23 protein-coding genes and 1 tRNA gene are annotated in these 26158 nt (G+C 64.2%); 19 read left to right on the plus strand and 5 right to left on the minus strand.

Annotated elements, in window-relative coordinates; all coding sequences use genetic code 11:
• Positions 1 to 138: 138 nt before the first annotated feature.
• From GGR61_RS12195 to GGR61_RS12280, 18 genes are all read left to right on the plus strand, one after another.
• Positions 139 to 1593 carry an undecaprenyl-phosphate glucose phosphotransferase gene (locus tag GGR61_RS12195; protein WP_184408348.1) on the plus strand — a complete coding sequence of 485 codons (1455 nt, stop codon included), beginning with the start codon at positions 139 to 141 and terminating at the stop codon, positions 1591 to 1593.
• A 94-nt stretch (positions 1594 to 1687) separates the two neighbouring features.
• Positions 1688 to 2980, plus strand: a complete 1293-nt coding sequence (locus tag GGR61_RS12200) for a polysaccharide biosynthesis protein GumE (RefSeq protein WP_184621748.1) — start codon at positions 1688 to 1690, stop codon at positions 2978 to 2980.
• Positions 2977 to 4071 carry an acyltransferase family protein gene (locus GGR61_RS12205; protein ID WP_184621630.1) on the plus strand — a complete coding sequence of 365 codons (1095 nt, stop codon included), beginning with the start codon at positions 2977 to 2979 and terminating at the stop codon, positions 4069 to 4071. Before GGR61_RS12200 ends, GGR61_RS12205 begins: the two co-directional genes overlap by 4 nt.
• Complete coding sequence (locus GGR61_RS12210) at positions 4049 to 5173, plus strand: acyltransferase family protein (RefSeq protein ID WP_326520263.1); 1125 nt, start codon at positions 4049 to 4051, stop codon at positions 5171 to 5173. The genes GGR61_RS12205 and GGR61_RS12210 overlap by 23 nt, the downstream gene beginning before the upstream one ends.
• Positions 5174 to 5240: 67 nt before the next feature.
• On the plus strand, positions 5241 to 6383 hold the full coding sequence (locus GGR61_RS12215; protein WP_184621633.1) for a glycosyltransferase family 4 protein: 1143 nt from the start codon (positions 5241 to 5243) through the stop codon (positions 6381 to 6383).
• On the plus strand, positions 6380 to 7429 hold the full coding sequence (locus tag GGR61_RS12220; protein ID WP_184621635.1) for a glycosyltransferase: 1050 nt from the start codon (positions 6380 to 6382) through the stop codon (positions 7427 to 7429). The genes GGR61_RS12215 and GGR61_RS12220 overlap by 4 nt, the downstream gene beginning before the upstream one ends.
• On the plus strand, positions 7426 to 8931 hold the full coding sequence (locus tag GGR61_RS12225; RefSeq protein WP_184621637.1) for a lipopolysaccharide biosynthesis protein: 1506 nt from the start codon (positions 7426 to 7428) through the stop codon (positions 8929 to 8931). Before GGR61_RS12220 ends, GGR61_RS12225 begins: the two co-directional genes overlap by 4 nt.
• A gap of 67 nt (positions 8932 to 8998) precedes the next feature.
• The gene (locus tag GGR61_RS12230; RefSeq protein WP_184408355.1) at positions 8999 to 10198 is read left to right on the plus strand and encodes a glycosyltransferase; all 1200 of its coding nucleotides are present in this window, start codon (positions 8999 to 9001) and stop codon (positions 10196 to 10198) included.
• Positions 10199 to 10235: 37 nt separating this feature from the next.
• Complete coding sequence (locus GGR61_RS12235; RefSeq protein WP_184621639.1) at positions 10236 to 11030, plus strand: polysaccharide pyruvyl transferase family protein; 795 nt, start codon at positions 10236 to 10238, stop codon at positions 11028 to 11030.
• A 4-nt stretch (positions 11031 to 11034) separates the two neighbouring features.
• Positions 11035 to 11829, plus strand: coding sequence for a WecB/TagA/CpsF family glycosyltransferase (locus GGR61_RS12240; RefSeq protein ID WP_184408357.1), 795 nt, complete (start codon positions 11035 to 11037; stop codon positions 11827 to 11829).
• A gap of 88 nt (positions 11830 to 11917) precedes the next feature.
• A complete protein-coding gene (locus GGR61_RS12245) occupies positions 11918 to 12379 on the plus strand; it encodes a cupin domain-containing protein (RefSeq protein ID WP_184408358.1) in 462 nt (153 codons plus the stop codon).
• 83 nt (positions 12380 to 12462) lie between these two features.
• Positions 12463 to 13479 (plus strand): TraB/GumN family protein, encoded by a 1017-nt coding sequence (locus tag GGR61_RS12250; protein WP_184621641.1) that lies wholly within the window; start codon positions 12463 to 12465, stop codon positions 13477 to 13479.
• 237 nt (positions 13480 to 13716) lie between these two features.
• On the plus strand, positions 13717 to 14748 hold the full coding sequence (locus tag GGR61_RS12255; protein WP_184621642.1) for a 3-oxoacyl-[acyl-carrier-protein] synthase III C-terminal domain-containing protein: 1032 nt from the start codon (positions 13717 to 13719) through the stop codon (positions 14746 to 14748).
• Positions 14749 to 14753: 5 nt separating this feature from the next.
• Positions 14754 to 15602 carry an MBL fold metallo-hydrolase gene (locus tag GGR61_RS12260; protein WP_184621750.1) on the plus strand — a complete coding sequence of 283 codons (849 nt, stop codon included), beginning with the start codon at positions 14754 to 14756 and terminating at the stop codon, positions 15600 to 15602.
• A complete protein-coding gene (locus GGR61_RS12265) occupies positions 15599 to 16558 on the plus strand; it encodes an NAD(P)-dependent oxidoreductase (protein WP_184408361.1) in 960 nt (319 codons plus the stop codon). Before GGR61_RS12260 ends, GGR61_RS12265 begins: the two co-directional genes overlap by 4 nt.
• Entirely contained in the window at positions 16549 to 17703 is a 1155-nt protein-coding gene (locus GGR61_RS12270) for a glycosyltransferase (protein ID WP_184621643.1), read from the plus strand. Before GGR61_RS12265 ends, GGR61_RS12270 begins: the two co-directional genes overlap by 10 nt.
• On the plus strand, positions 17681 to 18289 hold the full coding sequence (locus GGR61_RS12275) for a hypothetical protein (RefSeq protein WP_184621644.1): 609 nt from the start codon (positions 17681 to 17683) through the stop codon (positions 18287 to 18289). The genes GGR61_RS12270 and GGR61_RS12275 overlap by 23 nt, the downstream gene beginning before the upstream one ends.
• The gene (locus tag GGR61_RS12280; RefSeq protein ID WP_184621645.1) at positions 18279 to 19535 is read left to right on the plus strand and encodes a glycosyltransferase; all 1257 of its coding nucleotides are present in this window, start codon (positions 18279 to 18281) and stop codon (positions 19533 to 19535) included. The genes GGR61_RS12275 and GGR61_RS12280 overlap by 11 nt, the downstream gene beginning before the upstream one ends.
• 148 nt (positions 19536 to 19683) lie before the next feature.
• Here the strand turns inward: GGR61_RS12280 and dxs are convergent, their stop codons facing one another.
• From dxs to GGR61_RS12305, 5 genes are all read right to left on the minus strand, one after another.
• On the minus strand, positions 19684 to 21600 hold the full coding sequence (gene dxs / locus GGR61_RS12285) for a 1-deoxy-D-xylulose-5-phosphate synthase (protein WP_184621752.1): 1917 nt from the start codon (positions 21598 to 21600) through the stop codon (positions 19684 to 19686).
• Between the two features lie 314 nt (positions 21601 to 21914).
• The gene (locus GGR61_RS12290) at positions 21915 to 22580 is read right to left on the minus strand and encodes an HNH endonuclease (RefSeq protein WP_184408365.1); all 666 of its coding nucleotides are present in this window, start codon (positions 22578 to 22580) and stop codon (positions 21915 to 21917) included.
• A gap of 191 nt (positions 22581 to 22771) precedes the next feature.
• Positions 22772 to 24565 carry an acyl-CoA dehydrogenase C-terminal domain-containing protein gene (locus tag GGR61_RS12295; protein WP_184621646.1) on the minus strand — a complete coding sequence of 598 codons (1794 nt, stop codon included), beginning with the start codon at positions 24563 to 24565 and terminating at the stop codon, positions 22772 to 22774.
• A gap of 37 nt (positions 24566 to 24602) precedes the next feature.
• Entirely contained in the window at positions 24603 to 25079 is a 477-nt protein-coding gene (locus tag GGR61_RS12300) for an LEA type 2 family protein (RefSeq protein WP_184621647.1), read from the minus strand.
• A gap of 108 nt (positions 25080 to 25187) precedes the next feature.
• Entirely contained in the window at positions 25188 to 25724 is a 537-nt protein-coding gene (locus GGR61_RS12305) for a lipocalin family protein (protein ID WP_184408368.1), read from the minus strand.
• Between the two features lie 179 nt (positions 25725 to 25903).
• Between GGR61_RS12305 and GGR61_RS12310 the strand changes: the two genes are divergently transcribed.
• A tRNA-Phe gene (locus GGR61_RS12310) sits at positions 25904 to 25979 on the plus strand.
• Positions 25980 to 26158 lie beyond the last annotated feature (179 nt).

The following is a 26158-nucleotide window of genomic DNA, read 5'->3' on the forward strand; positions in this document are numbered from 1 at the left end:
TGTTGAAACAAATGGCTGTCGAGTGATCTGGGGTCGGTAAGTATTACCGCGGTGATCACCCGGCGGAGATGATTGAAAGCTCGCTTGCGTTTCGCATGTTCCCCCGCATGCGCCGTATCGGGTTTGGAGGACATCCCCATGCTTTTGGCAGACTTGAGTAGCGCGACCTACACGACATCCTCGCCGCGCCTGTTGTCGAAATACTCGGCTGCGGCCGATCTGGTCCTGCGCGTCTTCGACCTGACCATGGTCGTGGTCTCCGGGCTGATTGCCTACCGTATCGTCTTCGGCTCCTGGGTGCCTGCGGCACCGTACCGGGTCGCCATCGCCACCACGCTGCTGTACTCGGTGATCTGCTTTGCGTTGTTCCCGTTGTATCGCAGCTGGCGCGGGCGCGGACTGTTGAGCGAGCTGATGGTGCTCGGTGGTGCGTTCGGCGGCGTGTTCGCGCTGTTTGCGGTGCACGCGCTGATCGTGCAGGTCGGCGAGCAGGTGTCGCGCGGCTGGATCGGGCTGTGGTTTGTCGGCGGTCTGGCATCGCTGGTGGCGGCGCGCACCTTGCTGCGCGGTTTCTTGAACCATCTGCGCACCCAGGGCGTGGACGTACAGCGTGTGGTGGTGGTCGGTCTGCGCCATCCGGTGATGAAGATCAATCACTACCTGAGCCGTAATCCGTGGGTCGGCATGAACCTGGTCGGTTATTTCCGCACGCCGTACGACATCGCCGTGACCGAGCAGCGCCAGTCGCTGCCATGTCTGGGCGACCCGGACGCGTTGATCGAGTATCTGAAGGACAACCAGGTCGAGCAGGTGTGGATTTCGCTGCCGCTGGGCGAGCGCGATCACATCAAGCAGCTGCTGCAGCGTCTGGATCGTTATCCGATCAATGTGAAGCTGGTGCCGGACCTGTTCGACTTCGGCCTGTTGAATCAATCCGGTGAGCAGATCGGCAACGTGCCGGTGATCAACCTGCGCCAGGGCGGTGTCGATCGCGACAACTACTTCGTGGTTGCCAAGGCATTGCAGGACAAGATCCTGGCCGTGATCGCGTTGATGGGCCTCTGGCCGCTGATGGCTGCGATTGCAGTGGGCGTCAAGATGAGCTCGCCCGGTCCGGTGTTCTTCCGTCAGCGCCGCCATGGGTTGGGTGGTCGTGAGTTCTATATGTTCAAGTTCCGCTCGATGCGCGTGCATGACGATCATGGCACCACCATCCAGCAGGCGACCAAGAACGACACCCGTATCACCCGGTTCGGTGCGTTCCTGCGCCGCAGCAGCCTGGACGAGTTGCCGCAGATCTTCAACGTGCTCGGTGGCAGCATGTCGATCGTCGGTCCGCGTCCGCATGCCGCGCAGCACAATACCCATTACGAAAAGCTGATCAATCACTACATGCAGCGCCATTACGTCAAGCCGGGCATCACCGGTTGGGCGCAGGTCAACGGCTTCCGTGGCGAAACGCCCGAGCTGCGGACGATGAAGAAGCGTATCCAGTACGACCTCGATTACATCCGTCGTTGGTCGCTGTGGCTGGATATCCGCATCATCGTGCTCACCGCGGTGCGGGTGCTCGGACAGAAGACCGCGTACTGATGATGGCGGGGAGCGTGCGACTTGGCGCGTCCGGCGCTGCGGGCGGCTGCATTGCAGCCGCCCTTTTCAAGCAGGCGTCTGCATGCTGATCCGAATGAGCGATGCAACGCGCGTGCGCCTGCACAACCTGCTGATCGAGCTGACGCTCCTGGTCGGCGTGGGTTACAACCTTGTACTGGCGTTGATCAACGCGAACGTATTCACCGTCCGCCCGGTGGTCACTTATGCAGTCGAGTTCATGGTCTACGCGGCCTGCTTTCTGCTCGGCCTCGGCTCGCTGAGCCGAAAGCGCATCGCGTTGATCGTCAGCGGATTGGGGCTGATTGTCACCCTGATGTTCGTGCGTTTCCTGGTGAACTGGGAGATCGAACCGAAGTTCTTCCGCGACGCATTGGTGGTGTTTGCTTTTGTCGTGCTGGGGTCTGCCTACACGGGGTCGGTGCCCAAGTTGTTCTTGCGCATGACCATCATCGTGTCGCTGGTGGCTGCGTTCGAATTGGCAATGCCCACCGCATACGGCGATCTGGTCAACCCCAAGAGCTTCTTCGTCAATGCGCGCGGCATGAGCGCCGAGGGCTTCTGGAACGAAGACAGCAATCTGTTCGTCAGTGCGACGCGCCCGGGCGAGCGTAATTTTTTGCCTGGCTCCAATCTTCCACGTGCCTCCTCGATGTTCATCGAGCCGGTGACGATGGGTAACTACATCTGCTTCTTCACCGCCATCCTGCTGGTGTTCTGGCGCTGGATGCGGCCATCGATGCTGATCCTGTCGGTGGGACTGATCGGTTTCATGGTCGTGGCCTCGGATGGACGCCTGGCTGCGGGCACCTGCGTGCTGATGGTCCTGTTGACGCCGCTATTGAAACGCCTGGATCAGCGATTGGCGTTCCTGGTGTTCCTGCTGGTGATCATGACGGCGTGGTTGCTGGTGTGGATGACCGGAATCACCGCCTATCAGGACACCACGATGGGGCGGGTGTTCTTCACCGTTTACTCGATGAACAACCTGTCGTTCGAGTCCTGGATGGGTCTGGATTTTGCGCAGGCGTATCGCTACTTCGATAGCGGCATTGCGTATTTCATTGCATCGCAGTCGATCGTCGGCGTGCTGGCATTCCTGCTGTCTTACTCGTTCCTGTTGCTGATGCCGAGTAAGGAGGGGCAGCTGTTCAAGAACCTGGCCATCTTTGCATTTGCGCTGAGTCTGCTGGTGTCCAACGGCTACTTCTCGATCAAGACCTCGGCGCTGTGGTGGTTCGTCTGCGGCTACCTGTGGCACATGCTGCCGACCTGGTCTGCGGCGACGGGTACACCTGGCACGCTGATCAAGGACGATCCAACGGCAGATGGCGCGCAGTTGCCATTGCCTGCGGGAGGGGCGCGGTGAGCGTAGCGGCGATGCAAACGCAATCGTCGGCAGCGCCGACGGCTGGCGCGCATGTCGCGACCACTGGACGTGCGCGTGATCCACGCATCGATGCCACCAAGGCCATCGCCATCCTGCTGGTGGTGTTCTGCCATGCCAAGGGCGTGCCGCACGGCATGACCTTGTTTGCGTACAGCTTCCATGTGCCGCTGTTCTTCCTGGTGTCCGGCTGGCTGGCATCCGGCTATGCCTCACGCACCACCGGGCTTGACCGGCGTTCACTGAGCCGGCATGCACGCAGTCTGTTGGTGCCGTATGCGACGTTCTATCTAGTGGGTTACGTTTACTGGTTGCTGACCCGCAACATCGGCGAGAAGGCCGCCCGCTGGGGCAGTCACCCGTGGTGGGAGCCGATCGTTTCGATGTTCACCGGCATCGGCCCGGACCTGTATGTGCAGCCGCCCCTGTGGTTTCTGCCGGTGATGTTGGTGACGGTGATCGGTTACGCGCTGCTACGCCGGTGGATGTCGCCGATGGTGATCGCGCTGGCATCGTTGCTACTGGCGTGGTTGTGGATGGGCTGGTTTCCGGCGCAGCAGCTGCGGCTGTTCTTCGGACTGGACGTGTTGCCGGTGTCGTTGTGTTTCTACGCACTTGGCGCCTTGTTGATCTATCTCTCGCCGCGTCTGCCGACGTCCTTGCCGGGCAGTGCGCTGGCAACGGTGCTGTTGGCGCTGCCGGTGGCGTGGCTTGCCCAGACCAACGGACGCATCGACGTCAATATGCTGGAATTTGGCCGTGACCACGCCGCGTTCGTGCTGAGTGCAGTGCTGGGTTCGTTGATGGTGATCTGCGCTGCACGATTGGTACAGGGCTGGGCGTGGGTGCAGTGGATCGGCCGCAACACCTTGTTGATCTTGTGCACGCACATGCTGGTGTTCTTTGTGTTGTCCGGCGTTGCCGCCGTGTCGGGCATCTTCGGTGCCTGGCGTCCCGGGCTGGGCTGGGCGGTGTTCGTTACGGTGTTCGCGTTGGCTGCGTGCGTTCCGTTGCGCTGGTTGCTGATGCGCTTTGCGCCGTGGACCTTGGGTGCGCGCCCGGTGGCGGCATGACCGGCGCCGCAGCATGACCACCGCAGCGTATTCCGCCAACGCCGGACACAACAGTGCTCCAGCAAAAGCCGGGCCGGCGCCCGCGTTGACGCGCGACTGGCAGATCGATGCCGCCAAGGCGCTCGCCATCGTTCTGGTGATGTTGGGGCACGCCAGCGGGATGCCACCGGCGTACAAGTTGTTCGCCTACAGTTTCCACGTGCCGTTGTTCTTTGTGCTTTCCGGCTGGGTCGGCGAACGTTTTGGCAGCCGCGCACTCAACGTCGCGACCACGCAAAAACTGGCGCGGACGTTGCTGCTTCCTTACCTGGCCTTCTTCCTGGTGGCGTATGGGTACTGGTTGCTGACCGCCGCGCTCAACGGCGCGCTGCATCAACCCAATGCGCACTCCTGGTGGGACCCGTTCGCCGGGCTGTTCTGGTCCAATGGCTCCAGCTTGTATGTGCTTCCTGCGCTGTGGTTCCTGCCTGCGCTGTTTGTCACAACGCTCGCCTACATTGCGCTGCGTGCACGCCTCAGCACGGCCATGGTTGCCGTGCTCAGCGTGCCACTCGCGTTGGTGTGGGCTGGTTGGTTTCCGTCGCTGCATCTGCGGTTACCGTTTGCGTTGGACGTCTTGCCCGTCGCACTGTTCTTCATCGCCATCGGTGGTTGGCTGTCGCGCTTTGCCGATGCGCTGCGCTCGCTTGGCATGCGCGTCTGGGCAGCGGCATTGCCTGTGGTGGCTGTGACGTGGTGGTGGCTGGCCGCTGCGAACGGGCAGGTGGACGTCAACAATCTGCAGTTCGGGCAGTCGGCCGCAGTGTTCTTGCTGGTCAGCCTGCTGGGAACCGCGATGACCTTGTGTGTGGCGTATTTCATCCGGCACTGGCGCTGGGTGCAGTGGATTGGCACCAACACCTTGCTGATCCTGTGTACGCATACGCTGGTGTTCTTGGTGGTCACCAGTGTGGTGGCGCGAACGGGGGTGATCGATCGCCATGTGATCGGTACGCCGATCTGGGCGATGGGGCTCTGCGTGGTTGCCGTTGCCGCGTGCGTCCCGATGCGTGCGGTATTGGTGCGAATCGCGCCGTGGATGTTGGGATTGAAAGGGAAATGATGCACTTCCAGAATCATCAGCCGTCGCAGCAATCAAGTGTGTGTCGTTGGCAAAGGAGATTGGCGTAATGAAAGTGGTGCATGTCGTCCGCCAATTCCACCCCTCGATCGGGGGTATGGAGGAAGTCGTTCTCAATGTGGCTCGCCAGCATCAGGCCAATAGCGCCGATACGGTAGAGGTCGTCACGTTGGATCGTGTGTTCACCGACCCCGGCGCGCAGCTTGCTGCGCAGGAAACGTTTGAAGGCTTGCCGATCAGCCGTATCGGCTATCGCGGTTCGTCGCGTTATCCGCTGGCGCCGTCGGTGCTGGGTGCGATTCGCTCGGCGGACCTGGTGCATTTGCATGGCATCGATTTTTTCTACGACTATCTTGCGTTGACCAAGCCGCTGCACGGCAAGCCGATGGTGGTCTCCACGCACGGCGGGTTCTTTCATACCGCGTACGCATCGCGCATGAAGCAGGTCTGGTTCCAGACCCTGACGCGGGCCTCTGCGTTGGCCTATGCACGAGTGATCGCCACCAGCGAAAACGATGGCGATCTGTTCGCAAAAGTGGTTGCGCCGGCGCGTTTGCGGGTGATCGAGAACGGGGTGGACGTGGAGAAGTATGCCGGGCAGGGCGCGACGGTGCCCGGCCGGACGATGCTCTACTTCGGGCGTTGGTCGGTGAACAAGGGGCTGATTGAAACGCTGGAGTTGCTGCAGGCCGCACTCACGCGCGACCCGCAGTGGCGGCTGATCATTGCCGGCCGCGAATACGATTTGAACGAGGCCGACCTGCGCAAGGCGATCGCCGAGCGTGGGCTACAGGACAAGGTGCAGCTGAGCATGTCGCCTTCGCAGGAACAGCTGCGTGCGTTGATGCAGCAGGCGCAGTTCTTCGTGTGCCTGTCGCGGCATGAAGGGTTTGGCATTGCGGCGGTCGAGGCGATGAGCGCGGGGCTGATCCCGATCCTCAGCGATATCCCGCCGTTCGTGCGGCTTGCCACTGAGTCGGCGCAGGGTGTGATCGTCAATCGCGACAAGATCCCGGTTGCCGCAGATCAGGTGCAGGCGCTTGCGCTGCAGGCCGATGCAGACTTCCACACGCGGCGTGCGGCGTCGATGGCCTACGTGAGCCGCTATGACTGGAAGCATGTGGTCGGGCGCTATATCGACGAATATCACACGGCGCTGGGCACGCGTCGCCCGCAGGAGGCAGTGCGATGAGCGCGCTCGCGTCCCCATCGATACCCCGTGCGGCAACCAAGCCGCAGGTCACGGTGCTGTTTTCCACCGAAAAACCCAACGCCAGCACCAATCCGTATCTAACCCAGCTCTATGACGCGTTGCCCGACGCGGTGCAGCTGCGTTTCTTTTCGATGCGCGATGCGCTGCTGTCGCGCTACGACGTGCTGCATCTGCATTGGCCGGAGTATCTGCTGCGCCATCCGAGCGCGGCGGGCACGTTGGCCAAGCAGGTGTGCGCGGCACTGTTGCTGCTCAAACTGCAACTGACCGGAACACCGGTGGTGCGCACCTTGCACAATCTGGCGCCGCACGAAGATCGTGGTTGGCGCGAGCGCAGCCTGTTGCGCTGGATCGACCGCCTGACGCGCCGCTGGATCCGCATCAACGCGACCACGCCACCGCGTCCGCCGTTCACCGACACCATCCTGCACGGCCACTATCGCGACTGGTTCGCGACGATGGAGCAGGGAAGCCCGGTTCCGGGGCGGTTGCTGCACTTCGGTCTGATCCGTCCGTACAAGGGCGTGGAGACCTTGCTGGAGGTCATGGGCAAGGTGAACGATCCGCGGTTGAACCTACGCATCGTCGGTAACCCGGCGACGCCACAGATGCGGACCCTGGTCGAGGAAGCCTGCGCACAGGACCCACGCGTCAGCGCATTGCTGGCCTATGTCGAAGAACCGGTACTGGCGCGCGAAGTCAGCGCAGCAGAGCTGGTGGTGTTGCCGTATCGGCAGATGCACAACTCCGGCACGCTGCTGCTGGCGTTGTCGCTGGCACGTCCGGTGTTGGCGCCGTGGAGCGAATCCAATGCCGCCATCGCCGAGGAGGTCGGCCCTGGCTGGGTGTTTCTCTACGAAGGCGAGTTCGATGCGGCGTTGCTGACCGGCATGCTGGACAAGGTGCGCGCGGCGCCGCGTGGGCCTGCGCCGGATCTGTCGCAGCGTGACTGGCCGCGGATCGGGCAGTTGCATTACCGCACCTATCTGGAAGCGCTCGGCCAGGATGGAGATCTCGCGCTGTGACCACACAGACCCCGCCGACGACATCTTCCACGCCGCCACCACCACAGCGCAGCCTCGGCTCGCGCGCTGCCGGTGGCGCAGCGGTGACCATGATCGGCCAGTCGTCGAAGATGGTCGTGCAGTTCGGCGGCATCATCCTGCTGGCGCGGTTGCTGACGCCTTATGACTACGGCCTGATGGCCATGGTGACCGCGATCGTCGGTGCTGCCGAAATCCTGCGGGATTTCGGCCTGTCCGCCGCTGCGGTACAGGCCAAGCATGTCAGCCGCGAACAGCGCGACAACCTGTTCTGGATCAACAGCGGCATCGGCTTGTTGCTGTCGGTGCTGGTGTTCGCATCGGCGCATGTGATTGCGAACTTCTACAACGAACCGGCGCTGGTGACGATTTCCCAGGCGCTGGCGGTCACCTTCCTGATCAACGGCATGACCACGCAGTACCGCGCGCATCTGAGCCGTGATCTGCGTTTCGGGCAGGTTGCGCTCAGCGACGTGGGATCGCAGGTGCTGGGCCTGGGCGCGGCCGTTGCTGCCGCATTGCTGGGCTGGGGCTATTGGGCGCTGGTGGTGCAGCAGGTCGTGCAGGCGCTGGTCAATTTTGTCATCGCCGCAAGCTGCGCACGCTGGTTGCCGGGCGGGTATCAGCGCGCCGCGCCAATGCGCGACTTTATGAGCTTCGGCTGGAACCTGATGGCTGCGCAGCTGCTGGGATATGCCAGCCGCAACGTGGGCCAGGTGATCATCGGGTGGCGCACCGGCCCGGATGCGCTGGGTCTGTACAACCGCGCCTTCCAGTTGCTGATGATGCCGTTGAACCAGATCAATGCGCCTGCCACCAGCGTGGCGTTGCCGGTGCTGTCGCAGCTGCAGGACGATCGCGAGCGCTTCAGCGCGTTCCTGCTGCGTGGGCAGACGGTGATGGTGCATTTGATCGTGGCACTGTTCGCGTTCGCCTGTGCGCTGGCGATGCCGCTGATCGTGCTGGTGCTCGGCGAACAGTGGCGCGAGGCGGTCCCGTTGTTCCAGGTGCTGACGCTGGGCGGCATTTTCCAGACCGCGTCCTATGCCACCTACTGGGTGTTTCTTGCCAGAGGCTTGATGCGCGCGCAGCTGCTGTTTTCGCTGGTCAGCCGCATCGTGCTGATCGGCTGCATCTTTGTCGGCTCGCACTGGGGCGCGATGGGCGTGGCGATCGGCTATTCGTTCGGTCTGCTCGTGACCTGGCCGTTGTCGTTGGTCTGGGTCGGCAGGATTTCCGACACCCCGGTAGGGGCGTTGTTCAACAATGCCGTGCGCGCGATGCTGGCCTATGGCGTGGCCGGTGCTTGCGCGTACTACGCATCGATCACGGTCGGTGGCCCGCTTTGGGAACAACTGGCCGCCGGTGCGGTGGCCATGGCGGCAGTGTGCCTGCTGGCGTTGGCGATCTGGCCGGCCTTCCGCCGCGATGTGATCTCCATCCTCAACATTCGCAAGTTGTTGAAACAAGCCAAGGCACGCTGATGAGATCGACAATGTCTTCGCCTGCGTTCGGTCATGCTTTCTTTCATTCATTCATAGGACACGGCCCATGAGCGACACCTCCGCCGCCGCTTCCGGCATTCGCCGGCCTTGCTATCTGGTCTTGTCCGCTCACGATTACCGCACGCCACGTCGCGCCAATATCCACTTCATCACCGACCAACTCGCGCTACGCGGGACGACGCGCTTTTTTTCGCTGCGTTATAGCCGGTTGTCGCGCATGAAGGGCGATATGCGGCTGCCGCTGGACGCCACCGCAAATACGGTGGTGTCGCACAAGGGTGTCGATTGCTATCTGTGGCGGACGACCGTGCATCCGTTCAACACGCGCCGCGCGTGGCTGCGTTCGGTCGAAGATGCGATGTTCCGGTGGTACGCCGCGCATCCTCCGCGCCAGCTGCTGGACTGGATGCGCGAGGCGGATGTGATCGTGTTCGAAAGCGGTATCGCCGTGGCCTTCATCGAGCTGGCCAAGCGCATCAACCCGGCGGCAAAGCTGGTGTATCGCGCTTCCGATGGGCTGAGCACGATCAATGTGGCGTCCTATATCGAGCGCGAGTTCGACCGCGTGGCGCCGACGCTGGATGTGATCGCGCTGGTGTCGCCGGCGATGGCCGAAGAAGTTGCCAGCCGCGACAACGTCTATCACGTCGGTCACGGTGTGGATCACAACCTCGACCAGTTGGGCGATCCGTCTCCCTACGGCGAGGGCATCCACGCCGTTGCGGTGGGCTCGATGTTGTTCGATCCGGATTTCTTCGTCGTTGCCAGCAAGGCGTTTCCGCACGTCACCTTCCATGTGATCGGCTCGGGCATGGGCCGTCATCCCGGCTATGGCGATAACGTGATCGTTTACGGCGAGATGAAGCATGCCGAGACCATCGGCTACATCAAGCACGCCCGTTTCGGCATCGCACCGTATGCATCCGAGCAGGTGCCGGTCTATCTGGCCGATAGTTCGATGAAGCTGCTGCAATACGACTTTTTCGGCTTGCCAGCGGTGTGCCCGAATGCGGTCGTCGGGCCGTATCAGTCGCGTTTCGGCTACACTCCGGGTAACGCTGACGCGGTCATTGCAGCCATCGGTCGCGCTCTGGAAGCGCCACGCGTGCGTTACCGGCAGTGCTTGAACTGGTCCGACACCACCGATCGCGTGCTCAATCCCGGCGCGTATCCGGAAACCCGTTTGTACCCGCAACAGAACGGCGCAGCCGTGCATGCTTCGGCGGAGGCCGCGCTCTCGCATTGAGCGGCGCATTCAACTTTTAGAAGGAGACACCTTAGTTATGGCCAACGTCTTGCTGCAGAAATGGATTGAACATGCAGAACGTCGTGCACTTTTCTGGTGGCAGCCCAAGAACGCTGGCGTGAACATGGGCGATCACCTGTCCAAGGTGATCGTGTCCTGTGTGCTCTCCTTGCAGGACAAAACCCTGATCGAGAAGCGCGATCTGAGCAAGAAGCTGATCGCCATCGGGTCGGTGTTGCACTTCGCAAAAGACGGCGACACCGTCTGGGGCAGTGGCATCAACGGCAAGATTCCCGCCGAGCGCAATACCTTCAGTACGCTCGACGTGCGTGCGGTGCGTGGGCCGAAAACGCGTAAATTCCTGATGGATCGCGGCATCGCGGTGCCCGAGGTCTACGGCGACCCTGGCCTGCTGACGCCGATGTTCTTTCCCGGCGATGCGCTGGGAACGGTGAAGAAGCGTCCCTTCGCCATCGTCCCGCACTTCAATGAGCCGGTCGAGAAGTACAGCGCCTATGCAGATCACCTGGTGTTTCCCAACGTCAAGCCTGCGACTTTCATGAGCGCATTGCTGGGCGCCGAGTTGGTGATCAGCAGCTCCCTGCACGGGCTGATTCTTGCCGAAGCGTACGGAATTCCGGCGGTGTACCTGGACTGGGGCAACGGCGAGGATCGTTTCAAGTACGACGACTACTACAACGGCACCGGACGCATGCAGTGGCATTCGGGCAACAGCGTGGAAGAGTGTCTGGATCTGGGCGGCAACGGCGCGTTCGATCTGGAAAAACTGCAGGCCGGGTTGCTGGCCGCGTTCCCTTACGACCTTTGGTGATTCGATGATGCAGGGCCAGCGCGCGGATGTGGGTACGACCGGCGTCGACAACGTTGCGGTACCGCCGGGTGTGGTGATTCCACTCGGCGGATTTCCGGTGTTGTCCACGACGCAGGAAGCCTTTGCGCTGGATCTGTTTCATGCACTGGCAGCGCATCAGCCGCGTCGGGTGTTCTTTGCCAATACCAATTTCATCGTGCAGTGCCAGGCGCTGCGGATGCGCATGCGCGAGCCCGCCGTGCGCATCGTCAACGATGGCATCGGGATGGACCTGGCGGCGCGGCTGATCCACGGCCGTCGCTTCGCCGGCAATCTCAATGGCACCGATCTGATTCCGTATCTGTGCCGCGAGAGCGCACAACCGCTCAAGTTCTTCCTGCTGGGCGGGCGTCCCGGTGTGGGCAAGACCGCTGCCGCCACCCTGACCGGCACGCTGGGTCAGCAGGTGGTCGGCATGTGCGATGGTTATGGCGAGTTCGCCGCAGCGGGCGAAGGCCTGGCCGAACGCATCAATCGTTCCGGCGCCGATGTATTGCTGGTGGCGTTCGGTAATCCGCTGCAGGAACGCTGGATTCTCGATCACAGCCATGCCCTGAGCGTGCCGCTGGTGTTCGGCGTGGGTGCGCTGCTGGATTTTCTGTCCGGTACCGCCAAACGTGCACCCAACTGGGTGCGGCGCCTGCATATGGAATGGATGTACCGGCTGCTCAACGAGCCGCGCCGGTTGCTCAAGCGCTATAGCTGGGATCTGCTGGTGTTCTTCCGCACCTGCCTGCGTGCCGGCAAGTATCTGCCCTGATCCACGGTGGTAGCGCCCGCTTGTCTGGAAGGGCCACCGGCTGCTTCGCACTCACCTCGACACGTGTAATCCGCTCTAGCATGCGCCCATGCATCCGACTGCCGCTGCGCTGATTCGCTCGCTGGACCTCGCCCCGCACCCGGAAGGCGGGCACTTTCGCCGTGTCTATGCCTCGGCACGTCAGGTCGCCGACAACGGGCAGGCGCGTCCGGCGCTGACGGCGATCCGCTTCCTGCTCAACGCCGGTGAACGTAGCGCCTGGCATCGCGTCGATGCGGAGGAGAGCTGGCATTGGCAGCAGGGCGATGCGCTGGAGTTGTTGATTTACGATGAGGCGATCGGGCAATTGCAGCGTGTGGTCCTGGATGCCGCCGAGCGCGGCGAACCGATGCAGGTGGTGCCTGCCGGGTGCTGGCAGGCGGCGCGCTCGCTCGGCCACTTCACCCTGGTGGGCTGCACGGTGTCGCCGGGATTCGTTTGGGAAGGCTTCTCCCTGCTCGATGCTGCCTCGCCCCTGGCGGCGCATCTTGCAACGCTGGTTCGTGCCTGAGCGAGCTGCGGCGTTGAACGCTTCGCTAACGCAGCGCGCGCTGGCTTGGCGTAGTGTCCGCGCAAACAAGGGGGCACTACGCGATGCGACGCAAGGCAGCGGTGTGGGGAGCGGGCTTGATGCTGGTGTCGATGCTGGCGGCAGCCAGCGATAGTGCGACGCCTAACGCGGCTGTGCCGCCACCGCCGGTGGTCGATCTGGAAGCGATGGTGGTGCGCGGCGTGCAGCCCGGTCCGGGCCTGTGGAAGGTCAGCAAGGGCGATCATGTGTTGTGGATCCTGGGCACCTTGTCGCCATTGCCGAAGCGTCTGCAATGGCAATCGGCCGAGGTGGAGGCGATCATCGGCCAGTCCCAGCAGGTGCTGATGGCGCCGACCGTGCAGGTGGATGCGGACATGGGATTCTTCGGCAAGCTGACCTTGCTGCCGTCGGCGATGAAGGCGATGAAGAACGAGGACGGCCGCCAGCTGCGCGAGGTGCTGCCGGCCGATCTGTATGCGCGCTGGAGCGTGGCCAAGGCGCGTTACATCGGCAGCGATCGTGGCGTGGAACGCAAGCGCCCGATGCTGGCCGCCGGTGAGTTGTATCAGGCCGCACTCAAACGCTCCGGCCTCGCGCGTGCGCCGCTGGTCTGGTCGGTGGTGGAGCGTGCCGCCAAGCGTGCGGGCATCACGCCGACGCCCACGGCACTGGACTACAAGATCAGCGACCCGCGTCAGGCGATCAAGGAATTCCGCGCCGGCGGCATGGACGATACCGCGTGCTTCCGTAGTATCCTGGTCACGGTGGAACGCGACCTGCCGACGATGGTCGAGCGTGCCAACGCATGGTCGGTCGGCGATATCGAGGCGTTGCGGCACCTGCCGCGCGAAGATCCGCAGGCGGCCTGCATGAGTGCGATGGCCAGCTCCGGCGCCGCCCGGAAGCGCGGCATCGACGATCTGGAGCGGCGCATGCGCGAGCACTGGCTGAGCATCGCCACCACCGCGTTGCAACGCAATCGCAGCACCTTCGCGGTGCTGCCGATCAGCCGCATGACGGCAGCGGACGGCTATCTGGCGCGGTTGCAGGCGTTGGGCTACACAGTGGAGGCACCTTGAGCCAACAGGGATCGTAAAAAGCCGCAGTCTGGGAGCCCGGTGGGCTCGACACGCGACATGTCCGGGTGTCCTGACGTCTCTTGCGCGCCGTCTGCAGGCAGCTGACGGGCCGGTGCAACATGGGCGCAGCCAGCCGTTTCGTTGAGGCAATGGCCCAGTGGTTTCGACCCCTCGCCCGGAGAATGGCGAGGCGACACCCGGGGACGTCCGAATGGGTCAGCCACTGCCGGCCACGGTATGCTGCGCGCCTTGTCCGATGAGACCTTCCTGTTGAACGCATTGCCGCTGCGCATTCTGGGTACCGGGTGCCACGTTCCTGCGACGGAGGTGACCTCGCAACAGTTGGACGAGCGCTGGCAGTTACCGGCGGGCACCACCTTCACGCGCCTGGGCGTGGCCACGCGGCATTACGTGGGCGAGGGCGAGACCGCCTCATCGATGGGGGCGGCCGCCGCGCAGCAGGCACTGGCAAGCGCCGGCATCGATGCCAGCCAGATCGACTGCCTGATCTCGGCATGCGGTGTCATGGAGCAGCCGATTCCCTGCCAGGCGGTGCTGATCCAGCGCGCACTCGGCCTGGGCGATTCCGGTATCCCGGCATTCGACGTCAACGCAACCTGCCTGAGCTTTCTGGTCGCACTGGACATGGCCGCCAATGCGCTGGCTCTTGGCCGCTATCGCCGCATGCTGATCGTCTCCAGCGAGGTTGCATCGGCCGGGTTGGACGCATCGACACCGGCCACGGCCGGCCTGTTCGGCGATGGCGCCGCTGCCGTGGTGGTGGCGCGTAGCGCGGCGAACGAGGGCTCGGCGTTGCTGTCCAGTCGCCTGTCCAGTTATGGCAATGGCGCCGATCTGTGCAGTGTCCGCGGTGGCGGGACGCGCTATCCGCATGGCGAGGACAGCGCACCCGGTGCCGCACGCGTGTTCCGCATGGATGGACGCGGCGCCTACCGCTTTGCCGCGCGGCATCTGCCTGCGTTCTGGGACCAGCTGCTGCGCGATGCCGGAACCACCACGGCGGCATTGCGCTACCTGGTCCCGCATCAAGCCTCCGGCGGCGGCCTGGATCATGTGGTGCAGGCGCTGGCATTGCGTCCCGATCAAGTGGTGCGCATCCTGCATGCCACCGGCAACCAGGTTGCCGCGTCGTTGCCACACGCGCTGCATCACGCGCGGGTCGAGCAGCAGTTGCAGCGTGGCGATCTGTTCGCATTGCTGGGCACCGGCGCCGGGCTGGCGATCGGCGGCATGGTGTTGCGGTACTGATGCGGATGCCAACGCGCGTCTCGCTCGCATTGCTGCGCGTCGGTCACTGTCGCCATTGCGAACGCATGGTGCGTGCGGATGGCCACTGGCACGCGGTGGAATTCCCGGCATTGAGCGTGTTGATCCGGCACCCGCAACGCGGCGCGCTGCTGTACGACACCGGCTATGCCGCGCATTTTTTTCGTGCCACCGATCCCTGGCCGGAGCGACTGTATCGCTGGACCACGCCGGTGACCCTGCCCGCACACCAAACCCTGGCGGCGCAATTGGCCAGACGCGATGTCGCGCTCGACGACATCGCCTGGTGCCTGATCTCGCACTTCCATGCCGACCATGTCGGCGGTCTGCGCGATCTGCCGAACGCGCGTTTCATCTGCCTGCGTGCGGACTACCAGCAGCTGCGTGGTTGTTCGCGCATCGGCGGCTTGCGCCGCGCCTTGTTGCCGCAGCTGCTGCCGGCGGATTTCGATCGACGCCTGCAGTTTGCCGAGCACGCACCGTTGCGCGCGCTGACGGGTGCCTGGCAGGGGCTGGGCGCGGCATACGATCTGTTCGAGGACGGCAGCGTCCTGGCGGTGCCGTTGCCCGGACACGTGCCCGGGCAGATGGGACTGTGGTTGCGCGACCAGCACGACCGCGAGGTGCTGTTGTGCGCCGACGCGGTGTGGTCGTCGGCAACCTGGGCCACATTGCAGTGGCCGGCCTGGCCCACGCGCCTGCTGATGCACGATTGGGCGGCATTTCGGCAGACCGTGCATGCCTTGCATGGGCTGTCGCAGGCGCATCCGGAGTTGGCAATCCTGCCCTCGCATTGCCAGCCCAGTCTGGACCGTTATCAACCGGAGTGGCGATGACGCTGCGCATTCTCGTGACCGGCGCGTCCGGTTTTGTCGGTGGTTCCTTCCTGCGGCGTTTCCACGGCCGGCCGGGTGTGGAGATGCACGGCATCGGGCGCCGCGCCAGCGATCTCCCCAATTACCACCGCATCGATCTGAGCCAACCGTTCTCGCTGGATTGGCGTCCGGATGTGGTGATCCACGCTGCAGCCCTGGCCTCGCCATGGGGCACGCGCGCGCAGTTCCAGTTGCACAACGTGCAGGCCACCGCCAACGTCATCGATTTCTGCAAACGCAATGGCTGCCCGCGTCTGCTGTATGTGTCGTCGAGTTCGGTGTTCTATCGCGAAGCGCATCAATACGACCTCAACGAAGACAGCCCGATCGGGCCGGACTTCGTCAACACCTACGCGCGTACCAAATACCTGGGGGAGACCTTGCTTGACGGTTATCCGGGCGAAGCCTGCGTATTGCGTCCGCGTGCGGTATTCGGGCCGGGAGATACGGTGCTGTTCCCGCGCGTGATTGCCGCCGCGCGCAAGGGGGCGCTGCCGCGCTTTGTCGGCCAGACGCAGCCGGTGATCGGCGATCTGATCTATATCGATGCGCTGTGCGATTACCTCTACCGCGCGGCCACGGCCACGCAGCTGCAGCGTGCCTACAACCTCACCAATGCGCAGCCGGTGGATCTGCAGCACCTGTTGCTGGATGTACTGGCACGTCTGGAGTTGCCACTGCCACGGCGCGACGTGCGTATCGGCACCGCGTTGCGTATGGCCAGTATGGTGGAGGGCGTCTACCGCCTGCTGCAGCTACGGGGGGAGCCGCCGATAACGCGCTTTGGCGTTGGTGTCTTCGCCTATTCCAAGACGTTCGATCCACGGCGTACGCTTGCCGATCTTGGCCAACCCAGCGTCGGCCTGGAAGCGGGCGTGGACGCGTTCGTGCGTTGGCAGGCGGCGCAATGGGCCTAGTCGCACCGACACTGGCAGCGGTTTATCTGCTGGTGCTGTTGGTCAAGACGTCTGCAGCGTTGTGGGTCATGCGCAGCGAGCGCTTGCGGCCAGCTGGCAACCCCGTTGCAACACAGGCCGAGGTGGCGATCCTGCAGCCGATCCTTGGCGGCGATGCGCATCTGCAACAGGTGCTTGCCGCCAACCTGCAGACGCTGCCGCACGCACACTTCATCTGGTTGCTGGATGCAGACGATGGTGCGGGAAATGCAGTTGCCGATGGCCTGGTTGCGCTGCATCCGCACTTGCGCATTACACGCAGGCAGGTATCTCCTGCGCCGCCCGGCATCAACCCCAAGGCGTGGAAGCTCGACGACGCGCTTGCGCAGGTGCATGCACCGATCAGCTTGATCCTCGACGACGATGCGCATCTGAGCAATGACGCGCTGGCGCGGCTGCTGCAGGATCTGACGCAGGCCGATGTGGTCACCGCGCTGCCGTATTACCGCGACAGCAGCACCCTGGCCGGCCGTTTGTTGTCGCAGTTCGTCAACAACAATGCCGTGCTCACGTATCTGGGCTGGGTGCCGTTCGCCGCACCACTGACCATCAATGGCATGTGTTATGCCGTGCGTACCGAGCAATTGCGCGCGTGGGGCGGGTTTGCCCCGCTGCTGGAGCAGCTCACCGACGATCTGGCTTTCGCCACGCTCGTGCGTGAACGCGGCGGACGGGTATGCCAATCCACCGCCCCGGTGGCCATGCGCACCGCGATGCCGGATCTGGCCAGCTACGCCCGCCAGATGCATCGCTGGATGCTGTTTGCATTGATCCTGCTGCGTCGGCAGACAATGGGTACTGGTCTGGCCATCGGTGTGTTGCAGGGATTGCCGCCGTTGCTGTTGTCGGCCTTGGCGATCTGCGTCTGCATGCAGCCGGCGTTGTCAGCGGTGACCTGCTTGCTCATCACGCTGTTGCTGCGCGCGCTCCTGCTGTGCCATGTGCAATGGCGTGTCAGCGGTGCGGTTCGTCATCGTCCGCTCCTGTCGCTATGCGCCGAACTTCTGCAGCCGTTGCACCTGTTGCACGCTGCCTTGGTGCGGACGATTCGCTGGCGCACGCGCCGTTACCGCGTGCTAGCCAATGGGTGCTTCCGTGCCGAGTGAGATGACGATGCAGATCGCCTTCCTGACCGGGCAAAGCGATCCCGCACGCTGCGCCTTGAGTGCGGAGCAAGACGCTTTCCTGCAGCAGTTGCGCGGGCCGGGCCGTCAACTGGTCGACGGCAATTACCCGTATCGTTGCGATAACGCGCCATACCAGCGCACACCGCTATGGCGCGCGAGTGTGTCCAACGCGGGCCAGTACCTGGCTGCACGCGCCGCACGCGTCGCAGATGCAGATCGCACGCGCGTGGCGACATTGCTGGAGCGGACGCCGTTGACGGTGCTGCTGGCCGGCAGCTGTGGCCTGCAGTTGCTGACCGCGTTGCAGTTGCCGCAAGCCATACGTGCGCGCCTGGCGGTGTTTGCCTATGGCCCGGTGTGCAGCGCGCCGGCATCGTTCGGGCAGTTGCGTCTCGTGCAAGGGCGCGCCGATTGGATTTCGCGCGCGCTGTTCGCCGGCACGGTCGATCTGGCGCCGGCCTGCGGTCACATGGACTATCTGCGCGAGGCAACGGTCCTCGCCGACTGCAAGCGCTTTATCGCCGGGATCGAGCAGGCAGGGCAGGCAAGCGTCCATGCGCATTGATCTGGTCGCGCCGCCCTATAGCGGGCATCTGCATCCGATCCTGGCGATCGCCCGGCAGCTGGCGCCGCAGCACGATGTGCGCATCATCAGCACGCCGGCAGCACGCGCACGTATCCACGCATGCGGGTTGGTTGCGGTCAGCGTATTGGATGCGCAAGCCGATGGACTGTTGCTCGACATCGCCAACCCACCGCATGCGGTGGGCCACAATCCGCTGCGGCTGCGCCGACAATTGCACAGCGCGCTTGGGCTGATGGCGCGGCTGGGCGACACGCTGAAAGCGCACTGGCGCGACAGACGGCCAGAGCTGGTGATCGTCGACTTCACGCTGCCAAGCGCGGGGTTGGCAGCGCAGGCGATGGGAGTCGCCTGGTGGACCAGCATGCCGTCGCCTTGCGTCATCGAGACCAGCGACGGGCCGCCCGCCTACTTCGGGGGATTGCTTCCTGCCGCCCATGCGAGGCAGCGGCTCTGGCATGCACTGGCGCGCCGGCTCACCCGTGGCTTCAAACGCAGCTTGCATGCCTGTTATCGGTCTCGGATGCGTGCCTGCGGATTGCCGTCGCTGTATCGCAGCGATCGCAGCGAGGCCGTGTATTCGCCGCACTGCATCCTGGCGTTGGGGTTGCCGTCGTTCGAGTTTGCGCGACGTTGGCCGGCGGCAGTACGCTTTGTCGGGCCGCAGCTTTGCACGCCGCCATCGACAGTAGCGCCGCCGGACTTCGTTCCCGGTCGTCGGCATGTGCTGGTGACGCTGGGCACGCACCTGCAATGGGTCAAGCAGCGCATGGACGAGATGCTGCGTGCGGTGGCACCGCAGTTCCCGGAGGTGATCTTCCACTTCAGCGATGGCGATACCGCCGCGCCGCAACGTCCCGGCCAGGGCAACTATCGGCGTTTGCCGTACGTGGATTACGCGCAGCACGTGCATCGCTACGCGCTGGTGGTTCATCACGGCGGTGCCGGCATCCTGTATGCCTGCCTGGCCGCCGGGCTGCCGTCGATCGTGTATCCGCTGGACTACGATCAGTTCGACCATGCCGCGCGATTGCAGAGCGCCGGCGCCTCATGGTGGTTGCGCGATCTGGACGGCCTGCCGGCGATGCTGCAGCAGGCGCTTGGCGCGACCGGGACGTTACCGGGCGTGCATCGCTTGCAGACCGAGCTGCATGCCATCGCTGCACAGGCGCGCATTGTGCGGTTGGTGGATGCAGTTGCGCAGGCGGGTGCAGTGCCGTCGTTGTAACGCGGTTGCGCACGTGATGCGCGATTGCCCGGGGCAGCAGCCCAACTGCGTCAGTGCAATGCAGGGCCAGGGCTATGCCAGAGGCAGTCAGGCGATCCGATGCATCGGCCCGGCATCGTGATCGCTGTGTTCGTGACCAGCGCAGGCCTCAGCCTGCAGCGGCATTCAACGACGGCGCCTTGCGGGCCATCAGCTGTGGCCAGCGCTTGAGCACGGCGGCGCGGATGCCGGCCTGGTCGATGCCGGCCTCGGCCAGCAGGTCTTCGCGGCTGGCGTGATGCTGGAAGCTATCGGGCAGGCCCAGGTGCAGGATCGGCATGGTGATAGCTTCGGCGTTGAGCAGTTCCGCCACGCCCGAGCCGGCACCACCGGCAACCACGTTGTCTTCGATGGTGACGAAGCCTTCGTGGGTCTTGGCCAGTTCCAGCAGCATCGTCTTGTCGAGTGGCTTGACGAAGCGCATGTTGACCACGGTCAGGCCGAGTTCGCGCCCGACCGCTTCTGCCGCATCCACGCTCGCGCCAAAGCCCAGCAGGGCAATGCGCGCGCCGCCGTGGCGCAGCTGCGCCTTGCCGATCGGCAGGATGGCGAGCGTGGTGTCGAGCGCAACGCCAGGACCGGTGCCACGCGGATAGCGCACGGCGGCCGGGCCTTCGTAACGCACGCCGGTACTCAGCATCTGCCGGCACTCGGCTTCGTCGGCCGGCGCCATCACCACCATGTGCGGCACGCAGCGCAGGAAGCTCAGATCGAGATTTCCGGCATGGGTGGCGCCGTCGGGACCGACCACGCCGCCGCGATCGATCGCAAACAGCACGTCGAGTTTTTGCACCGCCACGTCATGCACCAGCTGGTCGTAGCCGCGTTGCAGGAAGGTGGAATAGATCGCCACGACCGGCTTGGCTCCCTGCGTGGCCATGCCGGCTGCCAGCGTCACCGCATGCTGCTCGGCGATCGCCACGTCGAAATAGCGTTGCGGATAGTCCTTGCTGAAGCGCACCAGGCCCGAGCCTTCGCGCATCGCCGGGGTGATCACCAGCAGCTTGGGCTCGGCGGCAGCCATGTCGCAGACCCAGTCACTGAAGACGTCGGTATAGGTCGGCTTCTTGGCACCGGCCTTGGCGACCAGGCCCTTGCTCGGATCGAACGGGCCGACGGCGTGGTAGCCGATCTGATCGCCCTCGGCCAGTTCGTAGCCCTTGCCCTTGGTGGTGATGACATGCAGCAACTGCGGGCCCTTGAGGGTCTTCAAGGTCTTCAGTGCGCCAACCAGGGCGGGCAGGTCGTGACCGTCGATCGGGCCGGTGTAATGGAAGCCCATTTCCTCGAACAGCGTGGAGGGCACGAACATGCCTTTCCAGTGCTCTTCCCAGCGCCGCACGAAGCGCGCAGTGGGGTTGTTCTTCTTGTCGCCGAGGATCTTCTTGCCGCCCTCGCGGATGGCGTTGAGCGTGCGGCTGCCGCTGGCGCGGCCCAGCATCTTGGTCAGCCCGCCCACCGCTTCGGAGATCGACATGCGGTTGTCGTTGAGGATCACCAGCAGGTTCGGTTCCGGGTCCATGCCGCCGGCATGGTTGAGTGCTTCGTAGACCATGCCGGCGGTCATCGCGCCGTCGCCGATCACCGCCACCACCTTGCGGTCGTCGCCATTGCGTTGCGCGGCGATCGCCATGCCGAGCGCGGCCGAGATCGAGGTCGACGAATGGCCGACGCCGAAGGTGTCGTAAATGCTCTCTTCGCGCTTGGGGAACGGCGCCACGCCGTCCTTCTGCTTGACCGTGTGGATCTGGTCGCGCCGGCCGGTGAGGATCTTGTGCGGGTAGGTCTGATGACCGACATCCCATACCAGCTGATCGACCGGGGTCTGATACAGGTAGTGCAGGGCGACGGTGAGTTCGATCACGCCCAGGCCGGCCGCAAAGTGCCCGCCGCTCTTGCCCACCGACTCGATGAGATAGGCGCGCAGTTCTTCCGCGATCGTCGTGAGGTCGGCCTCGTCGAAGCGACGCAGATCGTCGGGGGTCTGGATGCGGGACAGGCGCGGATAGCGGGTGGAGTCGATCATCATCGTGTCACTGTTCTGAAACTCCATTGTCCTCCCCATGCGAAGGCCCGGCAAGCAAACCGGTTCAGCTGTCAGCGGGCGGTGACGACACGCCGGTGTCAATAGAGGCACGATGATGCGGGCAGGTGCGATGCCGGCAGTTGGCTGCGGCAATTTGCCGCACCCGGGCGCAACCGCAGGCGCGAGATCCATGCGGGCGCTGGCACAGAGCGCGGTTGGCATTACACATGGCACGTCGCCAGAGCCGTGTTGTCAGCCAGGCATTGCCACGGACGACCTGCGTACCGCCATCACCGGTGATGGGCAGCGGCGGATCAGCCAGCTGATAACGACAGCTTGGAGCGCTTGGGCAGCTGCGCGCGCAGAAACGCCATCTGGTCGGAGAGGATGTTGCGGTTGGACAGGATCAGATGCTCGATCCAGCTCGGCCGGTATGGCACCGCCAGCAACGGCATCGACGCCTGCTGCGGGGTGCGGTTGGCCTTGCGCGAATTGCACTGGAAACAAGCGGTGACCACGTTTTCCCAGCTGTCGCGGCCGCCCTTGGAAACCGGCATGACGTGGTCGCGGGTCAGGTGCGGGCGGCTGAAGTGCTGGCCGCAGTACATGCACAACTGCGAGTCGCGCGCGAACAGGGCGGTGTTGCTGAGGGTCGGAGTCGGGTCCAGCGCACGCGAACGGGCATGCCCGCGCGCTGCGATGATGGGATGCAACGCCAGCGTGCTGCGCTCGCCGGTCAGCCGCGAAATGCCACCGTGGATCTCCATGCAGGGCTCGCCCAGCGTCCAGGACACCGCATCGCGGGCATACAGGCAGGCGGCATCTTGCCAGTTGATCCAGTCCAGCACCCGGCCATGCGCATCGAGCGACAGCAGGCGCAGTGCGGGACGTTGCTGGATCGCAGCGACAGCGGTGCCCGCGACCGGGGCGTAGCTGCCTCCCGGGACGATCACATCACCTGCGTGCGTGTCTGTCTCCATCGGGAAAACAGCTTATACCCGATCATTGACAGTTTGTGTATCGCAGCTGGACTGATCGCTTCGGGCGGGTTGCGGGGGGCGCGCCGCGCCACACCAGGGTGATCGTCGCGTGCATGAGCGCTGCCACCCCGCACGTGCTTGCCGCGCCAGCCTTCGTGCTGCATGCGGCAAACACATCAACACGAGATGGCTCAGCTGTCGCCGAACAGCTCCGCTTCCAGTGTCATCAACGGCGTCGCGCCGCTACGAATGGTGGCGGCATGGGTCAGCGTACGCGGCAGCACGCGGGCGAAGTAGAAGCGCGCGGTTTCGCGCTTGGCGCGTTTGAAATCCTCGCCGTGCGCGGAGGTCTCGGCAGCGGCCACGCTGCGTGCCCACCAATACGCCAGCACCACATAGCCCGAATAGAACAGATAGTCGTAGCTGGCGGCGCCGAGTTCGTCCGGGTTGCGGGTGGCGCGATCGAGCACGTCGCGGGTCAGCATCGCCCACTCGCTGCACTTGTCGCGCAGCGGCTTGATGAATTCGGCCAGCGCTGCGTTGCCTTGCTGCGCATTGGCAAAGGTTTCCACCTCGGCCAGGAACAGTTTCAACCCGGCGGCCTGGTTGGCGGCGGTCTTGCGGCCGATCAGATCCAGCGCCTGGATGCCGGTGGTGCCTTCGTAGATGGTGGTGATGCGCGCATCGCGGGCCAGCTGCTCCATGCCGTATTCGCGGATGTAGCCGTGGCCGCCGAAGCATTGCAGTGCGTGGTAGGTGTTCTCGATCGACCACTCGGTCTGGCAGGCCTTGGAAATCGGGGTGAGGAAGCTCACCAATGTCTCGGCATCGGCGCGCTCCTGCTCGGTGGCGCCACGGTGCGACACATCGACCAGGCTGGCCGCATGCAACGCCAGCAGGCGGCTGCCTTCGGTCAGCGACTTGATGGTCAGCAGCATGCGGCGCACGTCCGGGTGCACGATGAGCGGGTCTGCCGGTTTATCGGGGAACTTGGCGCCGCTCAGCGCGCGCGATTGCAGACGCTCGCGGCTGTAACGCAGGGCATTTTGATAGGCGCGCTCGGATAGGCCGATGCCCTGCAGGCCCACGCTCAGGCGTGCGGTATTCATCATCGTAAACATCGCCTGCAGGCCCTTGTGCAGCTGCCCGACCAGATAGCCTTGCGCACCATCGAAGTTCATCACGCAGGTCACCGAGCCCTTGATGCCCATCTTGTGCTCGATCGAACCGCACTGCAGCGCGTTGCGCTCGCCCACGCTGCCGTCGCGGCCCACCTTGAATTTAGGGGTGACGAACAACGAGATGCCCTTGGCACCGGCCGGCGCATCCGGCAATTTGGCCAGCACCAGATGCACGATGTTGTCGGTGAGGTCGTGTTCGCCGGCAGTGATGAAGATCTTGGTGCCGGTGATGGCGTAGCTGCCGTCGGCGTTGGGGTCGGCGCGGGTCTTGAGCAGGCCCAGGTCGGTGCCGCAATGCGGCTCGGTCAGGCACATGGTGCCGGTCCAGCGGCCGTCGGTCAGCGGTTTGAGGAACGCCTCCTGCTGCCAGGCCTCGCCGTGCTGACGCAGCGCTTCCATCGCGCCGTGCGAGAGCAGCGGGAAGTTGCCCCAGGCCAGGTTGGCCGAGTTGATCATTTCGCTCAACGGCACGCCCAGCGTGTGCGGCATGCCCTGACCACCGAATTGTGGCTCGGCGGTAAGCCCGTTCCAGCCGCCTTCGACGAACTGGTCGTAGGCCGCACGGAAGCCGGGCGGGGTGGTCACCGCGTGGGTGCTCTTGTCGAACGCGCAGCCGATTTCATCGCCGATGCTGTTGAGCGGCGCAAGCACCTGCGAGGTGAAGCGGGCGGCCTCTTCGAGCACGGCGTCGATGATGTCGGTGCTGGCGTCGGGATAGCCAAGCCGCGCGAACAAGGCTTGTGCGCCGAGCACGTCGTGCAGGGCAAAACGGAAATCGGTCAGCGGGGCGGTGTAGCTGCTCATGCGGGGTCCTTCAAACGGGTGCGGAAGGGCGTGCGCGTCAGCGCAGCACGCCGTTGAGGCCGGGGGCCGGGCTGAGCGTGTTGTGCGACTCGACAGGGAAGCCGCGCTGTTTCTTGTCCTGCGGCGTCGCCCACACCGTGCCCTTAAGTGTGTAAGGCAGCGAGCGGCCACCAGCGAGCACGTCGGCAATGGTGAGGCGTCCCAGCGAGGTGGGTTGCACGCTGAGCGTCACCACGTCGGCGGTTTCCGGGCCGATCGAGATGCCCACGGTCTGGTCGAGCTTGCCCGCCAGCTGGTCGCCTGCAGACATTTCCAGCGCCACGCGCTCGAACTGCATCGGGATGCTGCTGTAGTTCTGCAGCCGCAGATCGACCGACCACGAGCCGTCGGCACGCACGGTGAGCTGCTGGATGCTGGCAGCCGGTTCGGACACGCGGCGTACCGCGCCGCCGCAGGCGCTCAGCAGCAGGCCGCAGGCCAGGGATACGATCAGGAGGCGATAGGCACGGCGCATGTACGGAAGTCCTTGGCGGAATGAGGCGGCGCCCAGAATACTACGCAGTACGGTCGCTGCCTCGCCGCGCGCGACGGGCCGCTGCAGCGGGCCAATCAGGTCGCGCGGTCACAGCAGCGGCGCGGCCACGATCAGTGGCGACAGGTCGTATCCCATCTGGGTGGCCTTGGCCTTGAGCTGCTCGAACTGCGCGCGTTGCATCTGTGGCGAGCGCGACAGGATCCACAGGTACTGGCGATCCGGCTCACCGACCACTGCCCATTGGTAATCCGGGTCGAGCGCGATCACCCAATAGTCTGCCCATACCAGCGGCAACCAGCTCAGCCAATCCGGGGCGAAGCGCACCTGCAACTGCCCGGGGTGGCCATCGACCGGTCGCGCCACGCCATCGGCCTGGGTCAATGCGCCTTTGGTGGTGCGGCAGCCGTTGTGCACGCCGATCAAGCCATCGTCGCGCAAGGTGTAGCGGGCGGTGATGTCGCTGCGGCATTTCTTCTGGAAAGACACCGGCAAATGCGCGATCTCGTGCCACTGGCCTGCGTAGCGGGAGATGTCCAGGTGCGGCACCGCACGCACCGGCTGTTGGGCAAAGGCGGCCAATGGCAGCAGGACAACGAACGACAACAGCAGGCGGGGCAGGGACATGACAATCTCCTTGGGACGCGCGCAGGCTAGGCCATGCCGCCCGCCGCGCGGCGTGAACCGGCGCAAGAATCCGCCGCTGCCGTGTCGGCGCGCAACAAAGTTCGTCGCAACGCTTGCCCAAACTGCGCCTGCTCGCTATGATGCGCGTCCTCGCAACGCAGGCAGCATGTTGCGATAGTGGCCGAGTAGCTCAGTTGGTAGAGCAGGGGATTGAAAATCCCCGTGTCGGCGGTTCGATTCCGTCCTCGGCCACCATTTGAAAGTCTTGCAGCGCAGGTGTTTTCCCCTTGGTGCTGCGATCGAGTTAACCCCCGGTTTTGAATGTGATCCGTTTTTGCACCCGTTGCAGGAATGGGCAGTTGCGTTGCGTCCACTGCAAGTTGCTACGGCGACAGGTTGCGTCTCGCAGCACCGATTGATACGGGCGCCCTCCG

Source organism: Xanthomonas sp. 3058 (assembly GCF_014199765.1).
Taxonomy (GTDB): domain Bacteria; phylum Pseudomonadota; class Gammaproteobacteria; order Xanthomonadales; family Xanthomonadaceae; genus Xanthomonas; species Xanthomonas campestris_B.

What these genes read in the sequence shown, in the direction of transcription:
- GGR61_RS12215 (WP_184621633.1), top strand. Translation starts at nt 5,241, where the DNA reads ATGAAAGTGGTGCATGTCGTCCGCCAATTCCACCCCTCGATCGGGGGT.
- GGR61_RS12265 (WP_184408361.1), top strand. Translation starts at nt 15,599, where the DNA reads ATGACGCTGCGCATTCTCGTGACCGGCGCGTCCGGTTTTGTCGGTGGT.
- GGR61_RS12260 (WP_184621750.1), top strand. Translation starts at nt 14,754, where the DNA reads ATGCCAACGCGCGTCTCGCTCGCATTGCTGCGCGTCGGTCACTGTCGC.
- GGR61_RS12280 (WP_184621645.1), top strand. Translation starts at nt 18,279, where the DNA reads ATGCGCATTGATCTGGTCGCGCCGCCCTATAGCGGGCATCTGCATCCG.
- GGR61_RS12250 (WP_184621641.1), top strand. Translation starts at nt 12,463, where the DNA reads ATGCGACGCAAGGCAGCGGTGTGGGGAGCGGGCTTGATGCTGGTGTCG.
- dxs (WP_184621752.1), bottom strand. Translation starts at nt 21,600, where the DNA reads ATGATCGACTCCACCCGCTATCCGCGCCTGTCCCGCATCCAGACCCCC.
- GGR61_RS12295 (WP_184621646.1), bottom strand. Translation starts at nt 24,565, where the DNA reads ATGAGCAGCTACACCGCCCCGCTGACCGATTTCCGTTTTGCCCTGCAC.
- GGR61_RS12290 (WP_184408365.1), bottom strand. Translation starts at nt 22,580, where the DNA reads ATGGAGACAGACACGCACGCAGGTGATGTGATCGTCCCGGGAGGCAGC.
- GGR61_RS12235 (WP_184621639.1), top strand. Translation starts at nt 10,236, where the DNA reads ATGGCCAACGTCTTGCTGCAGAAATGGATTGAACATGCAGAACGTCGT.
- GGR61_RS12195 (WP_184408348.1), top strand. Translation starts at nt 139, where the DNA reads ATGCTTTTGGCAGACTTGAGTAGCGCGACCTACACGACATCCTCGCCG.
- GGR61_RS12200 (WP_184621748.1), top strand. Translation starts at nt 1,688, where the DNA reads ATGAGCGATGCAACGCGCGTGCGCCTGCACAACCTGCTGATCGAGCTG.
- GGR61_RS12240 (WP_184408357.1), top strand. Translation starts at nt 11,035, where the DNA reads ATGATGCAGGGCCAGCGCGCGGATGTGGGTACGACCGGCGTCGACAAC.
- GGR61_RS12300 (WP_184621647.1), bottom strand. Translation starts at nt 25,079, where the DNA reads ATGCGCCGTGCCTATCGCCTCCTGATCGTATCCCTGGCCTGCGGCCTG.
- GGR61_RS12220 (WP_184621635.1), top strand. Translation starts at nt 6,380, where the DNA reads ATGAGCGCGCTCGCGTCCCCATCGATACCCCGTGCGGCAACCAAGCCG.
- GGR61_RS12245 (WP_184408358.1), top strand. Translation starts at nt 11,918, where the DNA reads ATGCATCCGACTGCCGCTGCGCTGATTCGCTCGCTGGACCTCGCCCCG.
- GGR61_RS12305 (WP_184408368.1), bottom strand. Translation starts at nt 25,724, where the DNA reads ATGTCCCTGCCCCGCCTGCTGTTGTCGTTCGTTGTCCTGCTGCCATTG.
- GGR61_RS12255 (WP_184621642.1), top strand. Translation starts at nt 13,717, where the DNA reads ATGCTGCGCGCCTTGTCCGATGAGACCTTCCTGTTGAACGCATTGCCG.
- GGR61_RS12275 (WP_184621644.1), top strand. Translation starts at nt 17,681, where the DNA reads ATGGGTGCTTCCGTGCCGAGTGAGATGACGATGCAGATCGCCTTCCTG.
- GGR61_RS12230 (WP_184408355.1), top strand. Translation starts at nt 8,999, where the DNA reads ATGAGCGACACCTCCGCCGCCGCTTCCGGCATTCGCCGGCCTTGCTAT.
- GGR61_RS12270 (WP_184621643.1), top strand. Translation starts at nt 16,549, where the DNA reads ATGGGCCTAGTCGCACCGACACTGGCAGCGGTTTATCTGCTGGTGCTG.